Genomic DNA, 17,876 nt, shown 5'->3' on the forward strand with positions numbered 1-17,876 from the left:
CCTGATTCCCTTTTTCAGGGGAATCTCCTTCTCCTTTTTTCCCGCCCCCGCATATTCTAAAGAAAAAGGAGGGCGGGATATTAGTGTCTATAAGAATAGTTCGTGTTCAGAGAAGGTCAGAGTTTTTTACATTCCTTAATCTGGTGGATATAATATACGGTCAGAACAGCCCTTTTGCCCTTGCCAACAAGCAAAAAACATCTCTCTTATTGCATCCCGGTATCAACCCGGCTTTAAGCCATGTTCACCTGGCTCTATACATAGCCTATGAGCACAGTAAACCAGCGGGACGGATTGCCTGTGCAGTGGATGAATTTTGCCGGAAGAAAAAAACGGGGTTTATTGGCGCCTTTGAAGCCGTACCGAAGGAAAATATCACCCGGAGCCTGATGGAAAAAGCGGAAGAATGGCTCCGGAAACAGAAGTGTGAAGTTGTAATTGGCCCTGTGCTGGTAAATACCAACCAGCAGGTAGGATTGCTGGTTAACGGTCCTCCCCCCTTTGCAGGCCACCCGTTACCTTACAATCCACCTTATTACAGGGAATTACTGGAGGGTTATGGTTACCAAAAACTCACTGACCTCCTGGCCTATCAATGGTCAACAGAAACAACACTTCCTGAAAACATAAACCGGGTAGCCCGCAGGGCCACCTATCACCCGGAAGTCACGGTACAGCCCTTAAACTTTTCTACGCCTTTCTACGAACAGGTAAAAGCAGTTCACTATATCCTCAACCGTTCCATGGAACGAAACTGGGGTTACATTCCCCTGACCATTGCGGAAACCCGGGCTATTCTAACTCATTTTAAAAGTATAGCTGACCCCCGCCTTCTCTTGCTGGCCAGGATAGGTCACCAGCCAGCAGGAATTTGCTTCTGCGTACCTTTACCGGGGAAAATAGAAAATAAACCTGCTTTCAGACTGGCTCTTCTGGCTGTTGTGCCGGAATTCAGGCAGAGGGGAATTGATGCCCTCCTCCTGAAAAACTGTTACAGCGTCTTACCCCGCGGCAGCCAGGTGGAAATATCCCAGATTCACGAAGGAAATGTCGCGGTGCTAAAAATGGTGCAACGGGTGACCACACAGCCACCCGTCAGGCGATACCGGGTTTACCAGAAAAATATTCCGTAAAAAAAATTCCCACCTGCAGAAGTGGGAATCGGGAAGAAGGAGGTATATGGTTTTTCACTGCGTGCACTACTTATTGTGACATAATCCGCCCTTATTTTCTGTCAACTCGCCGACCATTTATTTGTCTTGTTCGCGACAACAAAAAGAATTCCCGGACTTCATAGTTCCCTTATTTTGACTCCTGAAGATAGCCTTTCCCCTCTCAAGTTATACAGGGCGTCAAGCAGGGCAACCTGAAAGCTCGCCGGTCCCCGGGTGACGGCACCGGCATGCTCCGCTGCCAGGCCGTAACAGGCCAGGGCTGCCGCTCCGGCCGTCACGCCATCATCTTCCACGGCCCGGAAAGCAGCAACAACGCTGGTCGCAGAGCAACCCGTACCCGTTACAGCAGCAAGCATGGCATGACCATTATCCACAGCCAGCAAACGTTCCCCATCGCTGACATAATCTGTTGCCCCTGTTACGATTACTACAGTTTTTAAATCCCTGGCCACCTTCCTGGCCAGCTGGCCGGCTGGAATGGTAATTTCCCCTGCATCCACGCCTCTGGTGTTAGCGTGTAAACCACCAAGGGCAGCAATTTCCGAGGCATTACCCCGTAAAATATCGATTTGCAGTTCCCTGACCAGCATCTGCGCGGTTTCCGTGCGAAAAGGTGTTGCCCCCGCCCCTACAGGGTCAAAGACCACTGGAATACCCGCCTCGTTGGCTGCCCGACCCGCCAGCAACATGGCATCCACCTCACCGGCTGTGAGCGTTCCCATATTCAGCACCAAACACCGGGACAGGCGCACCATATCAGCTACCTCTTCAGGAGCGTAAGCCATTACAGGTGATGCTCCAACAGCCAGGGTAACATTGGCAGTAATATTGGTAACGACCAGATTGGTAATATGATGTATCAGCGGGCGCTCCTCAAGCACTTTCTCCCGCAGGACCATAACCCGTTCTCCCCATTTCACTGTGTACTCCCTCCCAAACTTTCCATTACCGCTGCAAGTTTAACGAACCCACCCGACCACTTATCGCAGACCTTACCCGAACGCAAACATCAGTTCTCAGGGAGGATTAAATTCCACCGTAACTGTCGTTCCCGGTGCTACACGTTGACCCGCCTCAGGGCGTTGCCGGGTAGCCACCCCGCTCCCCGAGGCTTTAAATTTTAACCCCAGTTTTTCCAGGATTGAGCCTGCTTTTTTTACCGTAAGTCCGGACAAATCGGGGACAAGCAGCTTTTCTGGAGTATTACCGGTAGCAATACGTAAACTCACCACCGTACCCGGGGGAACACTTCTACCTGCCGGTGGCTCCTGGCCAGTAACCAGACCCGTTTTACCCGGTGACCAGGACCGGAATCCCCGCTCTTCCAGCAACCAGATGGCATCGGCAACCGGGAAACCGACCACATTGGGCACCTTAATCTGTACATCCTGACCAGCTGGAACTTCCCGGTTTTTCTGAACGGGATCTTCCGGAACCTCCAGGTAACGCAATGTATCCCTCACTACAGCACTAAAAGCCGGAGCCGCCACTTCTCCCCCGTGATATTCCCCACCGCGCGGTTCGGCTACCACCACCAGAACCGCAATACGGGGATCGTCCGCCGGTGCAAACCCGGCAAAGGAAGCCACATACTTCCCCTCCATATAACCACCCGGACCGGGCACCTGGGCAGTACCTGTTTTCCCGGCCACCCTGTAACCTTCTACCAGGGCTCTCCTGCCCGTCCCTTCCAGAACAACTTTTTCCAGTATTCCGGATAACTGCCGGGCGGTCTCGCTGGAAATGACCTGCCGGATTACCCGGGGAGATACTTTCCGGATGGTTTTTCCAGAAGCATCTTCCACAGCCCTGACCACATGGGGCTGCATAAGATAACCCCCGTTGGCGATAGCTGAAACAGCGGTTAAGAGCTGGACAGGTGTGACAGCTATGGATTGCCCGATGGACATGGTTGCCAGGTCCAGCTCTGACGCCTTATTTTCAGGGACTATAACTCCGGCCTCCTCGCCGGGCAGGTCAATACCGGTGGGAACCCCGAAGCCGAAACCCCGGACGTACTTATATAACTTTTCTTTACCGAGCTTTTGCCCCACCTGGATGAAAACCGGGTTGCAGGAGTTTTCCACGGCCTGGGCAAAGGATTCTGACCCGTGTCCCTTTCGTTCCCAGCAGTAAATCCGCCGGCCCTTAACCACAATATAACCCGGGTCATAAAACCAGTCGGCAGGTCGTACCACTCCTTCCTCCAGGGCTGCGGCCGCAATAATCATTTTAAAAGTTGAACCTGGTTCATAGGTATAAAGAGTGACCGGATTCTTTTCCCAGACCTCGCGGGGAAACTTCCGCCAGCGGGAAGGATCAAAGGTGGGACGGCTGCCCATGGCCAGGATCTCCCCTGTTTTAGGATCCATAACCAGAATAACCGCCCATTTGGGCTGGTAATCGGATTCAATTCTATCCAGCTCCCGCTCTACATAATACTGAATGGTCTGATCCAGGGTAAGTACCAGGTTATTTCCCGCCTTTGAACGCTCCACCACCACTGCGCTCTGGGGAATTTGACGGCCCCGGGCATCAATTTCCAGCACCATTTTCCCCGGCATACCCTGAAGTTCGTGATCATAATATTTTTCCAGGCCATTGAGGCCCTGGTTATCATCACCTACAAATCCCAGCAAAGCCGCGGCCAGGCTACCCTGCTTGTAAGAACGGGTACTGGTTTCAACAAAGCCCAGGCCACCGATACCCTCCAGCTTTTTAACCAGGTCCGGTTCCACACCATGCTGCAGCCAGACAAAAGAGGTCTTATTATCCAGTTTTTTTAAAATTTCTTCGCGCTGGACACCTAAAACAGCTGCGATCTTTCCCGCAACCTCCCCGGGATTTTTAATTTGATCAGGATGGGCATAGAGGGAATAGGCAGGAATGCTGGTTACCAGGGCGTTATGATTGCGGTCGTAAATATTTCCCCGGTAGGGTTGCAAAATTACATCCCGTGTGCGGATACTGGTTGCTTCCCGACGTAAATGCTCCCCCCGTATAATTTGTACAAAAAACAGGCGTGCAACCAGGCAGGAAAAAGCCGCCAGCAACAACAGCATGAGAATCCCCAGGCGGCGGTAAAAGTTAACTTGAGGAGGAGTCAAATCAGACCCTCCTTTTTTAAGTGGCTGCACTCATTGAACAGGGTTAGAATCCCCCTCTCCCAGGTGGAAAATTCCAGAATGGAGAGGCAGGCATTATTAACTCCCAAACGCCAGTATTGATTCAAATCCATGCCCAAAACCGAACCTACCAGTGCCCGGATAGTGCCCCCATGGCACACAACCACTACCTGTCCGCAAGGGTGTTTTTCCAATATTCCCCGTACCGCAAGGATTACCCTTTCCACCACTTCCGCCAGCGTTTCCCCTCCGGGAATACGCGTATGCAGGGGAGAATGCCACCACTTTTCCAGCTCGCGGGGGTAGCGGGCTTGAATTTCTTCCATGGTAAGACCTTCCCAAAAGCCAAAGTTAATTTCCCGCAGGGCTTCCAGGGACTCCACGGGCAGGCCGTGAGGCTCGGCTATAATACGCGCTGTATTTATGGCTCTCTGGAGATCGCTGGAGTAAAAGGCGCAAAATTCCTCTTCGCTTAAACGCCTGGACAAAGCCCGGGCCTGCTCCACTCCCCGCGGGGAAAGGGCAACGTCGCTGTGCCCTTGAAACCTGAATTCAGCATTCCAGACTGTCTCGCCGTGCCTGACCAGGTATATACGACAGCTCATCTTTTACCTCTCCTGTAGTACCTCACCCAGTACTTTTAAAAGACGCAGATTTTCATCATGCCCCTTCACGGCAACCCGGATGTAACCTTCCGTCAGGCCGGGGAAATTAGAACAATTACGAACCAGGATACCCCGGCGACCCAGTAAACCGGTTAACTCGCCTGCAGTAATACCAGCATTCGTTATGTCTACAAGCAAAAAATTGGCCGTCCCGGGAAAAGGACGCCATCCGGGCAGGGAAGAAAGCTCCTGAAACAGGAACTCCCTCTCCCGGGTCACCACTTCCCGGGTGGCTTCCAGATATGCCCTGTCCCGCAACCCGGCTACCCCGGCAACCTGAGCCAGGGCATTAACACTCCAGGGATCCCGCGCCTTTTCCAGGGTGCGGACCACCTCGGGCCGTGCCACCAGCACTCCCAGCCGCAGACCCGGAATGGCCAGGATTTTAGTTAACGAGTAGAGTAGAATCAAACGGTGATGCCGCCCGGCCTGGCAAAGCAGGGAATAGGATGCGGGATTCTGGACAAAATCCATAAATGCCTCATCAACAATTATCATGGAACCGCAAGCCAGCGCTGTTTCCAGCAAAAAGCCCAGTTCCCGGCAGGTAACAAGCCCCCCGGTAGGGTTATTGGGGTTGCACAAAAAAAGAGCATCCGCTTCCGGTAATAGCTTTAAAACTTCCTTTAAGGGAAAAGGAAAACCTCGAGAGGAATCCAGAAAAATATACTTCACTTCCCCTCCGGCAGCTCTAACGGCCAGGGCATATTCGCTGAAGGTCGGAGCAGGAATAAGCGCCCGGCGAAAGGGAAAAACGCGAGCCAGCAGATAAATCAATTCACTGGCTCCATTTCCTACCAGGAGACAGGAAGGATCAACTCCCAGGTGTTCTGCCAGGGTCACCTTCAATTCCCGGCAATCTGGATCTGGGTAATGGGATATCTGCCAGAGATTATCTTTCAATGCTTCCAGGACCCGGGGGCTGGGACCCAGGGGATTGATATTGGCACTGAAATCCAGAAAATCCTGCGGCGCAAAACCATATTCCAAAGATGCCCGGACCAGGTTGCCCCCGTGGGGAGGAACGGTCTGGTAACCCCTATTTATTTTATCATTATAAATCACCATTTGCACCCCCGTTTACAGCAATGTTAATGGGAGGCATTTACTCAATGGATACGCTGCCAGAAGTAAAAACACTTCCGTAATTTCATTAATAGCTCCGTAAGTATCTCCGGTCAGCCCGCCTAAACGGCTGGTGAAGTAGCGGGCGAGCCCGTGTACCAGCACCAGGGAGGCAAATAACAGTGACAACCCCAGCCATCCTCCTGTTAAAGCAATCAGCAGAACCTGGAAAGAGGCCGCGGCCAGCTCCCTGCTTCCGGTATATTGAACCTGAAACAGGCCAAGACCCTGGGCGCGGGCATAGGGAAAGCGTGCGATGGCATAAACCATTCCCCAGCGGCTGATGGCCGGTACAATTGGTAACAGGCGTAATAAAGCTTCGCGGGGCAGGCTTAACAGGAGAGCAAATTTTAGCAGCAATAAACAGACCAGCCCGAGCACCCCGAAGGCGCCAACCCTGCTATCCCGCATTATTTCAAGCATTTTTTCTCTGGAACGCCCGCTGAAAATTCCATCCATGGTATCCATAAACCCGTCCAGGTGCAGGCCCCCGCTAAGGGTGGCCATCCCCAGAACCAGAAAAGCGGCAATTACGGGCTGCGGGAACAGGTGCGTCAGAGCCAGATAAAGAACCGTCCAGGCCACGCCCAGAAAAAGGCCCACCAGGGGGAAAAACATGGGTGCCCGCCCGTAGGCTCTTTCATCAAAATCACCACGGTAGACGTAAAACCTGGTTAGAAATTGTAAAGACATGGCCAGGATTTTCAGCATTCCACCACCCTTTTCTTTTTAAACCTTGCACAGCATTCCACAAAGCGGCGGGCAGCCTCCGGACAGGACGCAAAATGCAGGTGCAGGTAGGAAGCCAGCAAATTGCCGCGGACATAGCCATCCAGTACCTCCACCTCTTCTCCTTCCCGGCGGAGGGCATAGGCCCTGGGAAAATCTGCAGGCATGTCTTCCAGGGAAGAATAATGAAATTCATGACCCACCAGCTCTGTGCCCGCTGGAGCCAGAATATTATCGTTCAGCACCCGGGCTTTACAGTATCCCAGTGCTACCCGGCGGGTATGCATGCGGCACACTCCGGGCAGTAAGCCGGCCATGGGATATTCCCGGCCATCAAAACCATAAATGCTCCGGCATATATACATCAGGCCTCCGCACTCCGCGTATACAGGCATACCCTGGTTAAAAGCGCGGCGCAGGCTTTCCATAAAACTCCTGTTGGCCGCCAGCTTTTCCAAAAACATTTCGGGGAAGCCACCACCTATATAAAGGCCGTCCAGATCCGGCGGCAAAGCCGGGGAAGAAAGGGCGCTGAGAAAAACCACTTCTGCACCCAGGGCGGCCAGGAGCTCAAGCCCGTCCTGGTAATAAAAATTGAAGGCGGCATCTTTAATTACTCCCAGACGAACCCGCGGGCTCCTGGGCACAGCAGGAAAAATTTTTTCCCCGATCCGGGGCAGGGGCGGAGCCGCCCGTGCTATTTCCAGTAAGCGGGAAAGATCCACTCCCTCCTCCAGGACCGCCACCAGCCGTTCCAGGTGTTCCGCCAGGGCATCCTTTTCCATAGCCGGCAAAAGACCCAGATGCCGGTGGGGAAGGGATATCTCCGCACGGTGACCAATCCAACCCAGCACGGGAACACCTGCCTGTTCTTCTATGACTTCTTTCAGAATGTTGTAGTGCCGCGGACTCCCTACCCGGTTAAGCAATATGCCGGCTATCCGCACCCCGGAATCAAACATGCGGTAGCCAAGGGCTAGAGCGGCTGCGCTCCGGGACATGGAGCGGGCATCCAGGAGCAGCAGGACCGGAGCCTCAAGGGCTTTGGCCACTTCCGCCGAACTGCCCCGCTCGGTGGACCCCCTGCCGTCATAAAGTCCCATAACTCCCTCAATAATACAGAGGTCTGCCCCCAGAGCGGCACGGGCGAATACCTCCCGCACCCCTTCCAGTCCCAGAAAGATGGTATCCAGGTTGCGGGATTCCCGCCCTGTAGCTGCTAAATGATAGCCGGGATCAATATAATCCGGCCCCACCTTGAAAGGCTGGACAACATAACCCGCCCTGGTAAAGGCGGCCATTAAAGCCGTAGCCAGCGTTGTTTTACCGGCACCGCTATGGGTGGCGGCAATTAAAATGCGCGGTATGTTCAAATATACCCTACCCCCTCAAAAAAGAGAACCCGAAATCATTTTTACCGCCGTACCACTTATTACGGCCAGGGCAGCGGTGAGGTACAGCATGTCGATAGCCTGGCGTATATGGTCGACAACCGGCGGCTGGCCGGGCTGATTCAAATAAGCCCGGAAGGAGGCCTGTCCCCCATAATAGTTCAGCCCGCCGAGACGAACCCCCAGGGCACCGGCCATGGCCGCCTCGGGAATCCCGCTGTTGGGGCTGGGATGGCACCGGGCATCACTTTTAATCACCCGCCACGCGCTACCAGCCCGGCGACCGGTAAGCCAGGCTGCTGCCACCAGCAACAACCCCGTCCAGCGCGCAGGCAAAAAATTAGCTATATCATCCAGGCGGGCCGAAGCCCAGCCCAGATCCCTGTATTTCTCGTTTCTGTACCCCACCATGGAATCCAGAGTATTCACCGCCCGGTAGGCCATGGCCAGGGGAGCCCCGCCAATAAGAGCGTAAAAAAGGGGCGATACAAAACCATCAACAATGTTTTCCGCCACCGTTTCCACCGTAGCCCTGGTGATTCCCCGTCCATCCAGCGCCCGGGTATCCCTGCCGACAATAAGGCTCACCTTCCGGCGAGCCAGTTCGAGGTCACCCCGGGACAGCGGAATGAGAACATCCCGGGCAGCCCCGGCCAACCCCCTGACGGCAAAGGTGGTGGCAATAAGCCATATTTCTACTCCTAGAGCCAGCCACGGATGTACAAGTTCAGCCAGGCGAATCAGGAAACCGGTAACCAGATAACTTAACCCCACCACTGTGGCTGCCAGGAAGATCCCGGCCAGCCGCAGGGCGGAGGGATTCCTGGCAACAAGGCGAAAAAATTTTTCCAGGGCAGCAATTAATTTGCCGATATAAATAACCGGGTGGGGGAACCAGGGGGGATCCCCTACCAGCAGGTCCAAAATATAGGCTGCAATTACCACCGACATACCCTCCGGCCCGGTTTATCCGGGCCTACCTCCCCCTTCTATAGTCTGTGGGAGACTGCTTTATACTGCTCCAGCCAGGGCTTTTCCTTTTTTGGGTCCCGGCAAACCGAGGAGACGGTAAATCCTGTCCATATCCAGACTCCCCCTTACAACAGCGGCCAGCCGGTCATAATCACGTTCCCGCTGTTCCAGATGACCAACCCCTCCTTTTTCCAGGGGAGCCAGTCCCTTCTTAACCCTCAGGGCGTTCAAAAGATGCCTGCGAAAAACGTCGTTGTCAAACAGGCCGTGGATATAGGTGCCCCAAACCAGACCTTCCCTGTCCTGCGCACCGTCCGGACAATCTACCATTTCCCCTGACCGCCGGAATATGCGGAAGGCCGGTACGGCATCGCTTCCCAGCACGGTACGCCCCATATGGATCTCGTAACCCGCTAATCTCTGACCCCGGGAATCAGCCAGAAGGGGCCCGCTGCCGGCCACTGTCGCCTCTACCTGAGTTGTTACCTTTTCCGGCTCAAAAGTGGTACTAATATCCAGCAACCCCAATCCTTCTATTCTGGGAATGCTGGACTCGGTTTGATAAGGATCGGCCAGTTCTTTGCCCAGCATCTGGAATCCACCGCAAATACCGATTACCGGCACTCCCCCCCGGGCCAGACGGCAAATTTCACCGGCCAGGCCCCAGCGCTTTATGGTTACGAGATCTTCAATGGTATTTTTACTTCCGGGAATTATGATTAAATCGGGCCGTCCCAGGGAACTTCCCCTGCCAATATAGCGCAAGTTCACATCCGGTTCATTTTCCAGGGGATCGAAATCGGTAAAATTAGAAATATGGGGCAGGTGGATAACAGCAATATCTAAATCCCTCCGGATAGATGACCGGCTTTTACGCAGACTTTCCTCGGATACCGTATCTTCCTCCTGCACCCGGAAGCCTTCAAAATAGGGAACCACCCCTATCACCGGTACACCCGTCTTTGCTTCCAGAAAATCAACCGCCGGCTGGAATAGTTTTAAATCACCGCGAAATTTATTAATAATAATCCCGGCTACCCGCTGCCGGTCCTCTTCCGGAAGCAATTCCAGGGTACCAACCACAGCCGCCAGGGCGCCTCCCTTATCTATGTCGGTAGCCAGCAGTACAGGGGCTTCAGCCATCCGGGCCACGCGCATATTTACAATTTCCGTTTCTTGAAGGTTAACTTCAGCCGGGCTCCCGGCGCCCTCTATGGCCACAATTTCGTAACGCCGGCGCAAACGGTCCAGCGCCTGGCAGATAACGTCCCACGCTTTTTGAGCGTAGTTATTGTGGTACTCCCGGGCGGAAAGATTTCCCACCGGCCGGCCCAGTACAATTACCTGAGAGGACGCCTGCCCCGTAGGCTTAAGTAAAATAGGATTCATGTCCACATGGGGCTCAATCCCGGCAGCCTCGGCCTGCACTACCTGAGCCCGGCCCATTTCACCCCCGTCCCGGGTTACAAAAGAGTTCAAGGCCATGTTCTGGGATTTAAAAGGGGCCACACGGTAACCGTCCTGATAGAAAATGCGGCACAGGGCAGCTACCAGAACACTTTTACCCACGTGGGACGCGGTTCCCTGTACCATAATTGTCCTGGCCTGCATACGTAAATTACCTCCTTCCTTTAAACACGCGGGACTTGATCTCCACGGGCAAACCGGCCACCACCAGATATACTTCTTCTGCCTCCCGGGCCAGGAGCTGATTTACCCGCCCCGCCAGATCGCGAAATGCCCGACCCAGAGCATTGTCCGGAACAAGTCCCAGCCCGACCTCATTGGCCACCATTATCACCCTGGCCGGGGAAGCCACCGCCGTCCCGGCCAGCCGGCGGGCTTCTTCTAAAATATAGCTCTCCCTGTCATCCAGCGCACCACCAGAGCAGGGCAGGTTTTCATCCAGGAGAAGATTGGTCAACCACATGGTAACGCAATCAATTAAAAGGGCGTCGGCATCGTTTTCATATTGCCTGATTACTTTTTCCAGGCAGCGGGTTTCTTCTACGGTAACCCAGCTGGCAGGGCGGCGGAGCCGGTGAATGTGAATCCGCCGGGCCATTTCCTCATCAAGGGCAGAGGCAGTAGCTACATAAACAACCCTTGAACCGCAAGAGGCAGCCAGCTCTTCGGCAAAACTGCTTTTGCCACTTCTGGCACCACCAATTACAAATACCAGAGCCATATCCACACCCCTCAAAATAAAAACCCCAGCCTTTGAAAGACCGGGGAAACTTGTGCCAGGCCAGTCCCTAGCCCTGAAAGCCATTGCCCCTTTCTCGCGAAGGGGCCAACAGCACCCGCAGGCAGGTATCCTGGCTCCCGGATCATTGCCTGCCCTGCGCCTTCCCTGGCGGTGGCATTGCAGAGCTACTCCCCGGTTACAGTGGCGGAGACCGCTCAGGTTTTTCACCTGATTCCCTATTCTCCCCTACGGGGCACCTGCAGGTTAAAAACTTTTTTAAATTTTTCCTTACTTTTTTTATTCGACAGAGTAACTTCAAAATCCTTTTACATCCTGATAATTCCTGTTAAATTTCTGTTACCACCAGCATCTAATGCCTGTCTTCCCCCAGGTATTCTTTCACCCGCTGAACCAGTTCTTCAATCAAATGAGGAAGAGGCTCAGCCCGCAAGCCCACCAGCTCTACGGAACCGCGGACCAGGGGTAACAGGATTTTTTTGGCCGGGCTCGCGGCAATGGCCGTGGCCATGGACGGTGTCAGCTCCCCCATCATGGCATGGGGGAAAAGAATACTCACCGGGCCTACGATCAGATCTACCCGGGGTGCATTGAAAATTACTGCATTCTCTCCAGTGGCCCCCTCGTTGGCACCGGCGCGAAGCATCATTGAAGTAGCCAGAGCATTGGTACCCAGCGCCAGGATCTCCACGTCTTCAGGCAGCTCCCGGCGCAGCCTCTCCATAATATGCTTCCCAATGCCACCCCCCTGCCCGTCCACCACAGCAATACGCATGTTCTTCGCTCCCATATCCAAAATTAAAATTTAATACAGGCATTTGTTTCATAAATCAGCTCCCGGGATGACGGGACATATAATCTTTTAATCTCGACTCCAGTTCGAGAATCTGGATATTTTTGCGTAATAAAGATCGCGCATACCGGTAATTGGCCCGGTGCAGGCGCCTGTTCTCTCTTTCCAGCCGGGCCAGGAAGGCGGATTTTTCCCTTTCCATCCGCTCAATTAAATTCATCAGGACCCGGCGGCTTAAGCGGAGCTGCTCTACCTTTTCTTCCAATTCCTGGATTCTTCTTTGCATTTCAAGCACATCCATTGATCCACCACCCCAGGCAGCAGGTCTGATTTTAGTATATGCTGCCCCTGATGGCAATAGACGAAAGGCTACCGGAAAGTAAATGCGCTACCAATACGCTCCACAGCCTCAGCCAGCACTTCCTCCTCCTGGACCAGCGCCATCCGTACATATCCTTCCCCTCTGGAACCAAAAGCCAGTCCCGGAATAACCAGTACCCCTGCACGCTCCAGCAATTCCAGCGCAAACTGCCGTGAAGACGTATAACCGCCGGGCAGGGGAGCCCAGACAAACATGGAAGCATTGGGTTTGGGCATATGCCAGCCATACCGGGCCAGCCCGTCCACCAGTACGTCTCGCCGGCGCTGGTAAGTGCGGGCTGTCTCTTCCACACAATCCTGGGGGCCTTCAAGGGCTGCTATGCCTGCTTCCTGGACCACCCTGAACACACCATAATCTATATTGGACTTAAGGCGAGACAGGGCTGCCAGCACATCCCGGTTTCCCACGGCAAAACCTATGCGGCAACCGGCCATATTATAGGTTTTGGAAAGAGAATAAAACTCCACACCAACTTCCTTTGCACCGGGTACTTCTAAAAAACTCATGGGCTTAAAGCCATCATAAGCCAGCTCGGCATAAGCAATGTCGTGACATACCAGAATGTCGTACCGGCGAGCAAATTCAACTACCCGTTCAAAAAAATTACGGTTGGCCGAAACGGCTACAGGGTTATTGGGGTAGTTAAGCCACATCAGCCTGGCCTTTACAGCCACTTCTTCGGGTATGGAGTCCAGGTCCGGAAGGAAATCATTTTCAGCCAAAAGGGGCATGGGATATATTTCCCCACCCGCCAGAAGAATACTGCACGCATAAATAGGATAGCCAGGATCGGGAACCAGGGCTATATCCCCGGGATCTATATAAGCCAGGGCAATATGAGCCAGGCCGTCCTGAGAACCCATCAGCACCAGCACCTCATGATCCGGATCCAGTTCTACCCCAAAACGCCTTTGATACCAGCGGGCCACCGCCCGGTAGAGAGCCGGCAGGCCCTGCAGCGGATAACGATAGTTAGCCGGATTATCAATTGCCCGGTGCAGGGCGGCAATAATATGGGGGGCCGGGGGGCGGTCCGGGCTGCCTACACCTAGATTAATCACCTTTATTCCCCGGGCCTCCACCTGCTTCTTATAATGTTCCATCTCGTTGAAAATAGCCGACTCCAAACTTTTAATGCGCTGAGCTATTTGCATTTCCCCACCCCGTTACATAAAAATGTTTTTCAAAAAGCAATTCCTGGCCTTTGGCTAAATATTTGTCGGGCCCGTCTGCTGCCCGGCCAGTTCCTTTAATGACCATATTACTTCATCAGGAACAGTGGATGCCCCCAGGCAGCCGTGTTCACGGTGACCTGAACCGTGGTAATCAGAGCCTCCGGTGGCCACCAGGTGGTAGCGACGGCAGAGCTTTTCGTAGTACCACACCATCTCCTGGGAATGGGCAGGATAATAGACTTCCAGACCCTGGAGGCCGTGCTCAACCAGGCGGGGGATAAGATAATCACACCGGGTCAGCCCTGGATGGGCCAGCACGGCCACTCCGCCCGCCCGGTGAAGCAAGTTTATTGCTTCCCGTGGAGCCAGTTTATACCTGGGTACGTAAGCCACCCTGTCTTTACCAATATACTTTTCAAATGCTTCCCCTACCGTAGCTACAGCCCCTATCTGTACCAGCACCCGGGCTACATGGGGACGCCCTACAGCCCCTTCACCGGCCAACTCCAGAACCTGTTCCAGCTCTACCGGAATTCCCAGCCTGCGCAACCGCTCCACCATCTTGACCACGCGCTCTAACCGCGTCCGGCGGAAAAAAGCCAGCTGTTCCAGCAACCCGGGATGATCAAGTTGAAAAAGATAGCCCAGGATATGTAACTCATGGCCATCTTCTTCGGTACTGAACTCCACTCCCGGAATTACACAAATCGACAGTTTTCTACCCGCTTCCAGAGCAGGAGGAATTCCATCCACGGTGTCATGATCCGTAATGGCCAGGGCAGACAGCCCCGCCCTGTACGCATCCTCTACTACCTTCTGAGGAACGTCGGTACCGTCAGAAGCACTGGTATGTACGTGCAGGTCACAGGGCATCATTTCACCTCATTCGACATTACCGTAGATTGTTCCTGCCTGCCGGGCAGAACCTGGTGCAGCACCCGCAGGAAGTTTCCACCCAGAATAGCAGATATTTCTTCGGCCCGGTACCCCCGCTGGTATAAAGCTTCGGTTAAAAGAGGGAGGCAGGAAGCATCCTTCAATTCCGGAATAGTCTCCTCAATACCATCAAAATCAGAACCTATTCCCACGCAACCTATACCACCCACCTGTACCATATGATCGAGATGGTCCAGCAGCTTGCTCAAAGACGGCTGCGTGGGATGAACAAATGGGGGGTAAAAACATAACCCTATGACCCCCCCCTGAGCGGCCAGGGCCCGGATTTGCTCATCGCTCAAGTTGCGGCGGTGATCGCAGATATATCTGCTGTTGGCGTGGGTGGCAACCACCGGCCGGCTGGATACCTCCAGCACATCCCAGAAACCGGCTTCAGATATATGGGAGACATCCACCAGCATTCCCAGCCGGTTCATTTCCCGGACTACTTCCCGGCCGAAACGCGTCAGCCCCCCTCTGGTACTCTCTTCGGCCACCCCGTCAGCCAGCTCGTTGCGCCCGTTCCAGGTGAGGGTGATGCTCCTCACCCCCAGGCGGTATAAAATGCGCAGCACCCCAAGACTGCCGCCCAAAGCCTCTCCCCCTTCAATGGTTAAAAGAACGCCCATCTTACCAGCTGCCCGGGCAGCAGCAATATCCTCATAACAGGTAACCATCATCAATTCTTCCCCATTGGCTTCCAGTTCACTGTAGAAACGGTCGATAAGGATCATTGCCCTGGCCACGGCCCGCTCCCGGTAAGACGGAGCAATGAAGGCAGCCATGAACAGGAGATCAATTCCTCCCCGGCGCAGGCGTTCCAGATCCACGTGCCCGCCCTTTCCTGCCTCGTTTAACCGCCGATTCTGCACCTCCATTGCTGTAAGCACGTCACAATGGGCATCTACCACCACGCTCTGGTGGTGTAAAGATAACCAGTCCATTGGCCACATTCACTCCCAGGGAAAACTTTTCTCCGCTCAAACTAAAAAAACCTGTTTATTCATTCCATAGAATAAACAGGCCGCCTGCAAAAAAAATATGGTTTTAGTCTCTATCTTGGTTCAACTATTAACTTTATAGCCGTTCTCTCTTCACCATCAATTATAATATCCGTGAAGGCAGGTATGCAGATCAGATCCATTCCATGGGGTGCAACGAATCCCCGCGCAATGGCTACTGCTTTTACGGCCTGGTTAAGGGCACCGGCACCAATGGCCTGTATTTCCGCGCAGCCACGCTCACGGAGAACTCCGGCCAGAGCTCCAGCGACAGAATTGGGGTTGGATTTTGCTGAAACTTTTAATACTTCCATCCTTTTAAAGACCTCCTTCTTCTCTGAAAATATTTTCCGGCAACTGCTACAGTTATAAGTTATATATTCGCTAAGGTCAAAAAAATTCCTTTTTTACGTTGCACCCTTTCGCGATCTTTTTAATCACTTGTGTGATTATTCATAATTTTGGATCCGCTTTATCTGCCGCGCCTCGCCGGTCTCATCGTCAATATCAATAACTACAGCGTTAAACTGGTAGGGACCGGGGGCCACTTCAAACCGGCGGGGTAATTGAGTAAGAAATTTGCTCAGAACCAGTTCCTTTTTGACACCTATTACTGAATCCCGGGGACCGGTCATGCCCACGTCGGTAATATAAGCTGTACCGCCGGGTAAAACACGTTCATCGGCCGTCTGGACGTGGGTATGGGTGCCGCAAACTGCCGACACCCGCCCGGCCAGATACCAGCCCAGGGCCATTTTTTCCGAAGTTGCTTCAGCATGAAAATCCACCAGGATTACTTTTGGGGAATCGCCCAACTGTTCCAGCAGGTGATCTGCCACGCGGAAAGGGCAATCAAGTTCCGGCATAAAGACTCTCCCGGCCAGGTTTAAAACAACAATTTCAACGCCACCCCTTGTCTCAAACACACCAAGGCCAACTCCCGGTACCCCGGGCGGGTAATTGGCCGGGCGTAAAATTCTTTTTTCCCTTTCTATAAGCTCAAAAATTTCCTTATGATCCCATACGTGATTACCCATGGTAATAACATCAATACCGCTGGCCAAAAGTTCCCTGGCCACTTCCCGGGTAATACCGTTGCCCCCGGCAGCATTTTCACCATTGGCCACAACAAAATCTATATCCAGCTCCCGTTGCAAACCGGGCAGGTTTTCCTTTAAAGCCCGTCTGCCGGGGCGCCCTACAATATCACCTATAAAAAGCAAACGCACTGGAATTTTCCCCCTGCCTACTTGTTAAAAACCAGAACACGGCCGCCTTCGCGAAAAGCGAAAAGCGGCTTGTCTTCGGCAGTTACGCGTATACTGTCGAGCATATGTTCAATAATTTCCTCCTGAATCAGCAGTTCTTCTTCAAAGAAGGAATCGTTGGCTTCGGCAACCAGGTTGTCATCGAGAAGCTGGCGTAAAAGCTGAACAATTAGAGCTATTTCTTCCTGAACCAGCGTTTCCACGTCGCGCTGAACCTCAATCATGGTCAGGTGGTCACAGATTTGATGGCTAATATGGCTAATGCGGGTTTGTTTTCCTTCCAGCATGCTGAAAACCTCTATACTGTCGAGCAGTTGCTTCTTTATATTCGTCAACTCCCTGCGGTTGAGAACACGGGATACAATGAAATTAAACTTCAAAACCTGCCTGCCGGGGTCAAAATTAATGGTAGCCACTTCGGGATAACGTACCAGTATGGAAATTAACAACCCCACGCTATCCGTAACGTCTTCCCTACCTGTAACCAAAGAAGTCACCTTCCTTTTTCCCTCATACCAGCAATACGTTTTAATTCGGTTTCATTGGTTAAGTTCCTGCTTTTCTTTCGAGTTAGCCCCAAAAAATTTTATTCCATCGAGTAGGAGGGGGCGGCTAGCCCCCGTCCTCTCACACCACCGGACATGCGGGTCCGCATCCGGCGGTTCACCAAGCTTGACGAAGATAAGAATAACGTTCGGTTAAGCTCATCAGGCCCTGGGACTGAAAGTCAAGCGTTGCCCAGGGCTCTATTCATTGGCCCGTGGGCCATCCGCCATGGCCCTTTGCGAGCGTTGGCGAATTCATGTACCACCCATTCAGGCAGTCCCAGTGCACGCAGCTCGCGGTACCTTGTCCGCACTCGCTTCCACTGCTTCCAGAGGCACATGCGCAGCCTCCTCCGCATCCAGCCTTCCAGGTTCCTGAAAATGCTGG

At 53.3% G+C, this 17,876-nt stretch carries 19 protein-coding genes and 1 riboswitch; of the genes, 1 reads left to right on the forward strand and 18 read right to left on the reverse strand.

All coding sequences use genetic code 11. The features are described from left to right. Window positions 1-83: 83 nt before the first annotated feature. Window positions 84-1,133: a hypothetical protein gene (locus BUB44_RS08150; protein ID WP_073165001.1), complete on the forward strand. Its 1,050-nt coding sequence runs from the start codon at window positions 84-86 to the stop codon at window positions 1,131-1,133. A 158-nt stretch (window positions 1,134-1,291) separates the two neighbouring features. Here BUB44_RS08150 and thiM read toward each other — a convergent pair whose 3' ends face one another. From thiM to BUB44_RS08240, 18 genes are all read right to left on the reverse strand, one after another. Further along, on the reverse strand, window positions 1,292-2,095 hold the full coding sequence (thiM, locus tag BUB44_RS08155) for a hydroxyethylthiazole kinase (RefSeq protein WP_114362130.1): 804 nt from the start codon (window positions 2,093-2,095) through the stop codon (window positions 1,292-1,294). A gap of 96 nt (window positions 2,096-2,191) precedes the next feature. Next, the gene (locus BUB44_RS08160; RefSeq protein ID WP_114362133.1) at window positions 2,192-4,282 is read right to left on the reverse strand and encodes a PASTA domain-containing penicillin-binding protein; all 2,091 of its coding nucleotides are present in this window, start codon (window positions 4,280-4,282) and stop codon (window positions 2,192-2,194) included. After that, a complete protein-coding gene (cobC, locus tag BUB44_RS08165) occupies window positions 4,279-4,905 on the reverse strand; it encodes an alpha-ribazole phosphatase (RefSeq protein WP_073165004.1) in 627 nt (208 codons plus the stop codon). The genes BUB44_RS08160 and cobC overlap by 4 nt, the downstream gene beginning before the upstream one ends. Before the next feature lie 3 nt (window positions 4,906-4,908). Next, window positions 4,909-6,033, reverse strand: a complete 1,125-nt coding sequence (gene cobD / locus BUB44_RS08170) for a threonine-phosphate decarboxylase CobD (protein ID WP_073165007.1) — start codon at window positions 6,031-6,033, stop codon at window positions 4,909-4,911. A 12-nt stretch (window positions 6,034-6,045) separates the two neighbouring features. Continuing rightward, the gene (gene cobS, locus BUB44_RS08175; protein WP_073165010.1) at window positions 6,046-6,801 is read right to left on the reverse strand and encodes an adenosylcobinamide-GDP ribazoletransferase; all 756 of its coding nucleotides are present in this window, start codon (window positions 6,799-6,801) and stop codon (window positions 6,046-6,048) included. Next, complete coding sequence (locus BUB44_RS08180) at window positions 6,795-8,192, reverse strand: cobyrinic acid a,c-diamide synthase CobB (protein ID WP_073165012.1); 1,398 nt, start codon at window positions 8,190-8,192, stop codon at window positions 6,795-6,797. The genes cobS and BUB44_RS08180 overlap by 7 nt, the downstream gene beginning before the upstream one ends. Window positions 8,193-8,207: 15 nt before the next feature. Continuing rightward, on the reverse strand, window positions 8,208-9,161 hold the full coding sequence (gene cbiB, locus BUB44_RS08185) for an adenosylcobinamide-phosphate synthase CbiB (RefSeq protein WP_073165015.1): 954 nt from the start codon (window positions 9,159-9,161) through the stop codon (window positions 8,208-8,210). A 60-nt stretch (window positions 9,162-9,221) separates the two neighbouring features. Beyond that, window positions 9,222-10,793, reverse strand: a complete 1,572-nt coding sequence (locus tag BUB44_RS08190) for a cobyric acid synthase (RefSeq protein ID WP_073165018.1) — start codon at window positions 10,791-10,793, stop codon at window positions 9,222-9,224. Between the two features lie 7 nt (window positions 10,794-10,800). Beyond that, entirely contained in the window at window positions 10,801-11,370 is a 570-nt protein-coding gene (gene cobU, locus BUB44_RS08195; protein WP_073165056.1) for a bifunctional adenosylcobinamide kinase/adenosylcobinamide-phosphate guanylyltransferase, read from the reverse strand. A 103-nt stretch (window positions 11,371-11,473) separates the two neighbouring features. Further along, window positions 11,474-11,646, reverse strand: a riboswitch (cobalamin riboswitch). Between the two features lie 94 nt (window positions 11,647-11,740). Next, complete coding sequence (locus BUB44_RS08200; RefSeq protein WP_027355397.1) at window positions 11,741-12,163, reverse strand: DUF3842 family protein; 423 nt, start codon at window positions 12,161-12,163, stop codon at window positions 11,741-11,743. Between the two features lie 55 nt (window positions 12,164-12,218). Continuing rightward, a complete protein-coding gene (locus tag BUB44_RS08205) occupies window positions 12,219-12,482 on the reverse strand; it encodes a translation initiation factor 2 (protein ID WP_073165021.1) in 264 nt (87 codons plus the stop codon). 68 nt (window positions 12,483-12,550) lie between these two features. Continuing rightward, window positions 12,551-13,717: an LL-diaminopimelate aminotransferase gene (locus BUB44_RS08210; RefSeq protein ID WP_073165023.1), complete on the reverse strand. Its 1,167-nt coding sequence runs from the start codon at window positions 13,715-13,717 to the stop codon at window positions 12,551-12,553. 54 nt (window positions 13,718-13,771) lie between these two features. Beyond that, window positions 13,772-14,611 (reverse strand): PHP domain-containing protein, encoded by an 840-nt coding sequence (locus tag BUB44_RS08215; RefSeq protein ID WP_073165025.1) that lies wholly within the window; start codon window positions 14,609-14,611, stop codon window positions 13,772-13,774. Continuing rightward, on the reverse strand, window positions 14,611-15,618 hold the full coding sequence (locus tag BUB44_RS08220; RefSeq protein WP_073165028.1) for a dipeptidase: 1,008 nt from the start codon (window positions 15,616-15,618) through the stop codon (window positions 14,611-14,613). The genes BUB44_RS08215 and BUB44_RS08220 overlap by 1 nt, the downstream gene beginning before the upstream one ends. Before the next feature lie 110 nt (window positions 15,619-15,728). Then, window positions 15,729-15,989: a stage V sporulation protein S gene (locus BUB44_RS08225; RefSeq protein ID WP_013823423.1), complete on the reverse strand. Its 261-nt coding sequence runs from the start codon at window positions 15,987-15,989 to the stop codon at window positions 15,729-15,731. 135 nt (window positions 15,990-16,124) lie between these two features. Next, complete coding sequence (locus BUB44_RS08230) at window positions 16,125-16,904, reverse strand: TIGR00282 family metallophosphoesterase (RefSeq protein ID WP_073165031.1); 780 nt, start codon at window positions 16,902-16,904, stop codon at window positions 16,125-16,127. Between the two features lie 17 nt (window positions 16,905-16,921). Then, window positions 16,922-17,431, reverse strand: a complete 510-nt coding sequence (locus tag BUB44_RS08235; protein ID WP_083543161.1) for a hypothetical protein — start codon at window positions 17,429-17,431, stop codon at window positions 16,922-16,924. A 239-nt stretch (window positions 17,432-17,670) separates the two neighbouring features. Beyond that, on the reverse strand, window positions 17,671-17,876 hold a 206-nt coding region (locus tag BUB44_RS08240; protein ID WP_278247937.1), incomplete at its 5' end, for a group II intron maturase-specific domain-containing protein.

This window comes from Desulfofundulus australicus DSM 11792, from assembly GCF_900129285.1.
GTDB classification, from domain to species: Bacteria; Bacillota; Desulfotomaculia; order Desulfotomaculales; family Desulfovirgulaceae; genus Desulfofundulus; species Desulfofundulus australicus.

Coding starts and splice junctions, on each gene's coding strand:
- BUB44_RS08210 (WP_073165023.1), bottom strand. CDS start 13,717: ATGCAAATAGCTCAGCGCATTAAAAGTTTGGAGTCGGCTATTTTCAAC.
- BUB44_RS08200 (WP_027355397.1), bottom strand. CDS start 12,163: ATGCGTATTGCTGTGGTGGACGGGCAGGGGGGTGGCATTGGGAAGCAT.
- BUB44_RS08190 (WP_073165018.1), bottom strand. CDS start 10,793: ATGCAGGCCAGGACAATTATGGTACAGGGAACCGCGTCCCACGTGGGT.
- cobS (WP_073165010.1), bottom strand. CDS start 6,801: ATGCTGAAAATCCTGGCCATGTCTTTACAATTTCTAACCAGGTTTTAC.
- cobC (WP_073165004.1), bottom strand. CDS start 4,905: ATGAGCTGTCGTATATACCTGGTCAGGCACGGCGAGACAGTCTGGAAT.
- cbiB (WP_073165015.1), bottom strand. CDS start 9,161: ATGTCGGTGGTAATTGCAGCCTATATTTTGGACCTGCTGGTAGGGGAT.
- cobU (WP_073165056.1), bottom strand. CDS start 11,370: ATGGCTCTGGTATTTGTAATTGGTGGTGCCAGAAGTGGCAAAAGCAGT.
- BUB44_RS08225 (WP_013823423.1), bottom strand. CDS start 15,989: ATGGAAGTATTAAAAGTTTCAGCAAAATCCAACCCCAATTCTGTCGCT.
- BUB44_RS08220 (WP_073165028.1), bottom strand. CDS start 15,618: ATGGACTGGTTATCTTTACACCACCAGAGCGTGGTGGTAGATGCCCAT.
- BUB44_RS08215 (WP_073165025.1), bottom strand. CDS start 14,611: ATGCCCTGTGACCTGCACGTACATACCAGTGCTTCTGACGGTACCGAC.
- cobD (WP_073165007.1), bottom strand. CDS start 6,033: ATGGTGATTTATAATGATAAAATAAATAGGGGTTACCAGACCGTTCCT.
- BUB44_RS08205 (WP_073165021.1), bottom strand. CDS start 12,482: ATGGATGTGCTTGAAATGCAAAGAAGAATCCAGGAATTGGAAGAAAAG.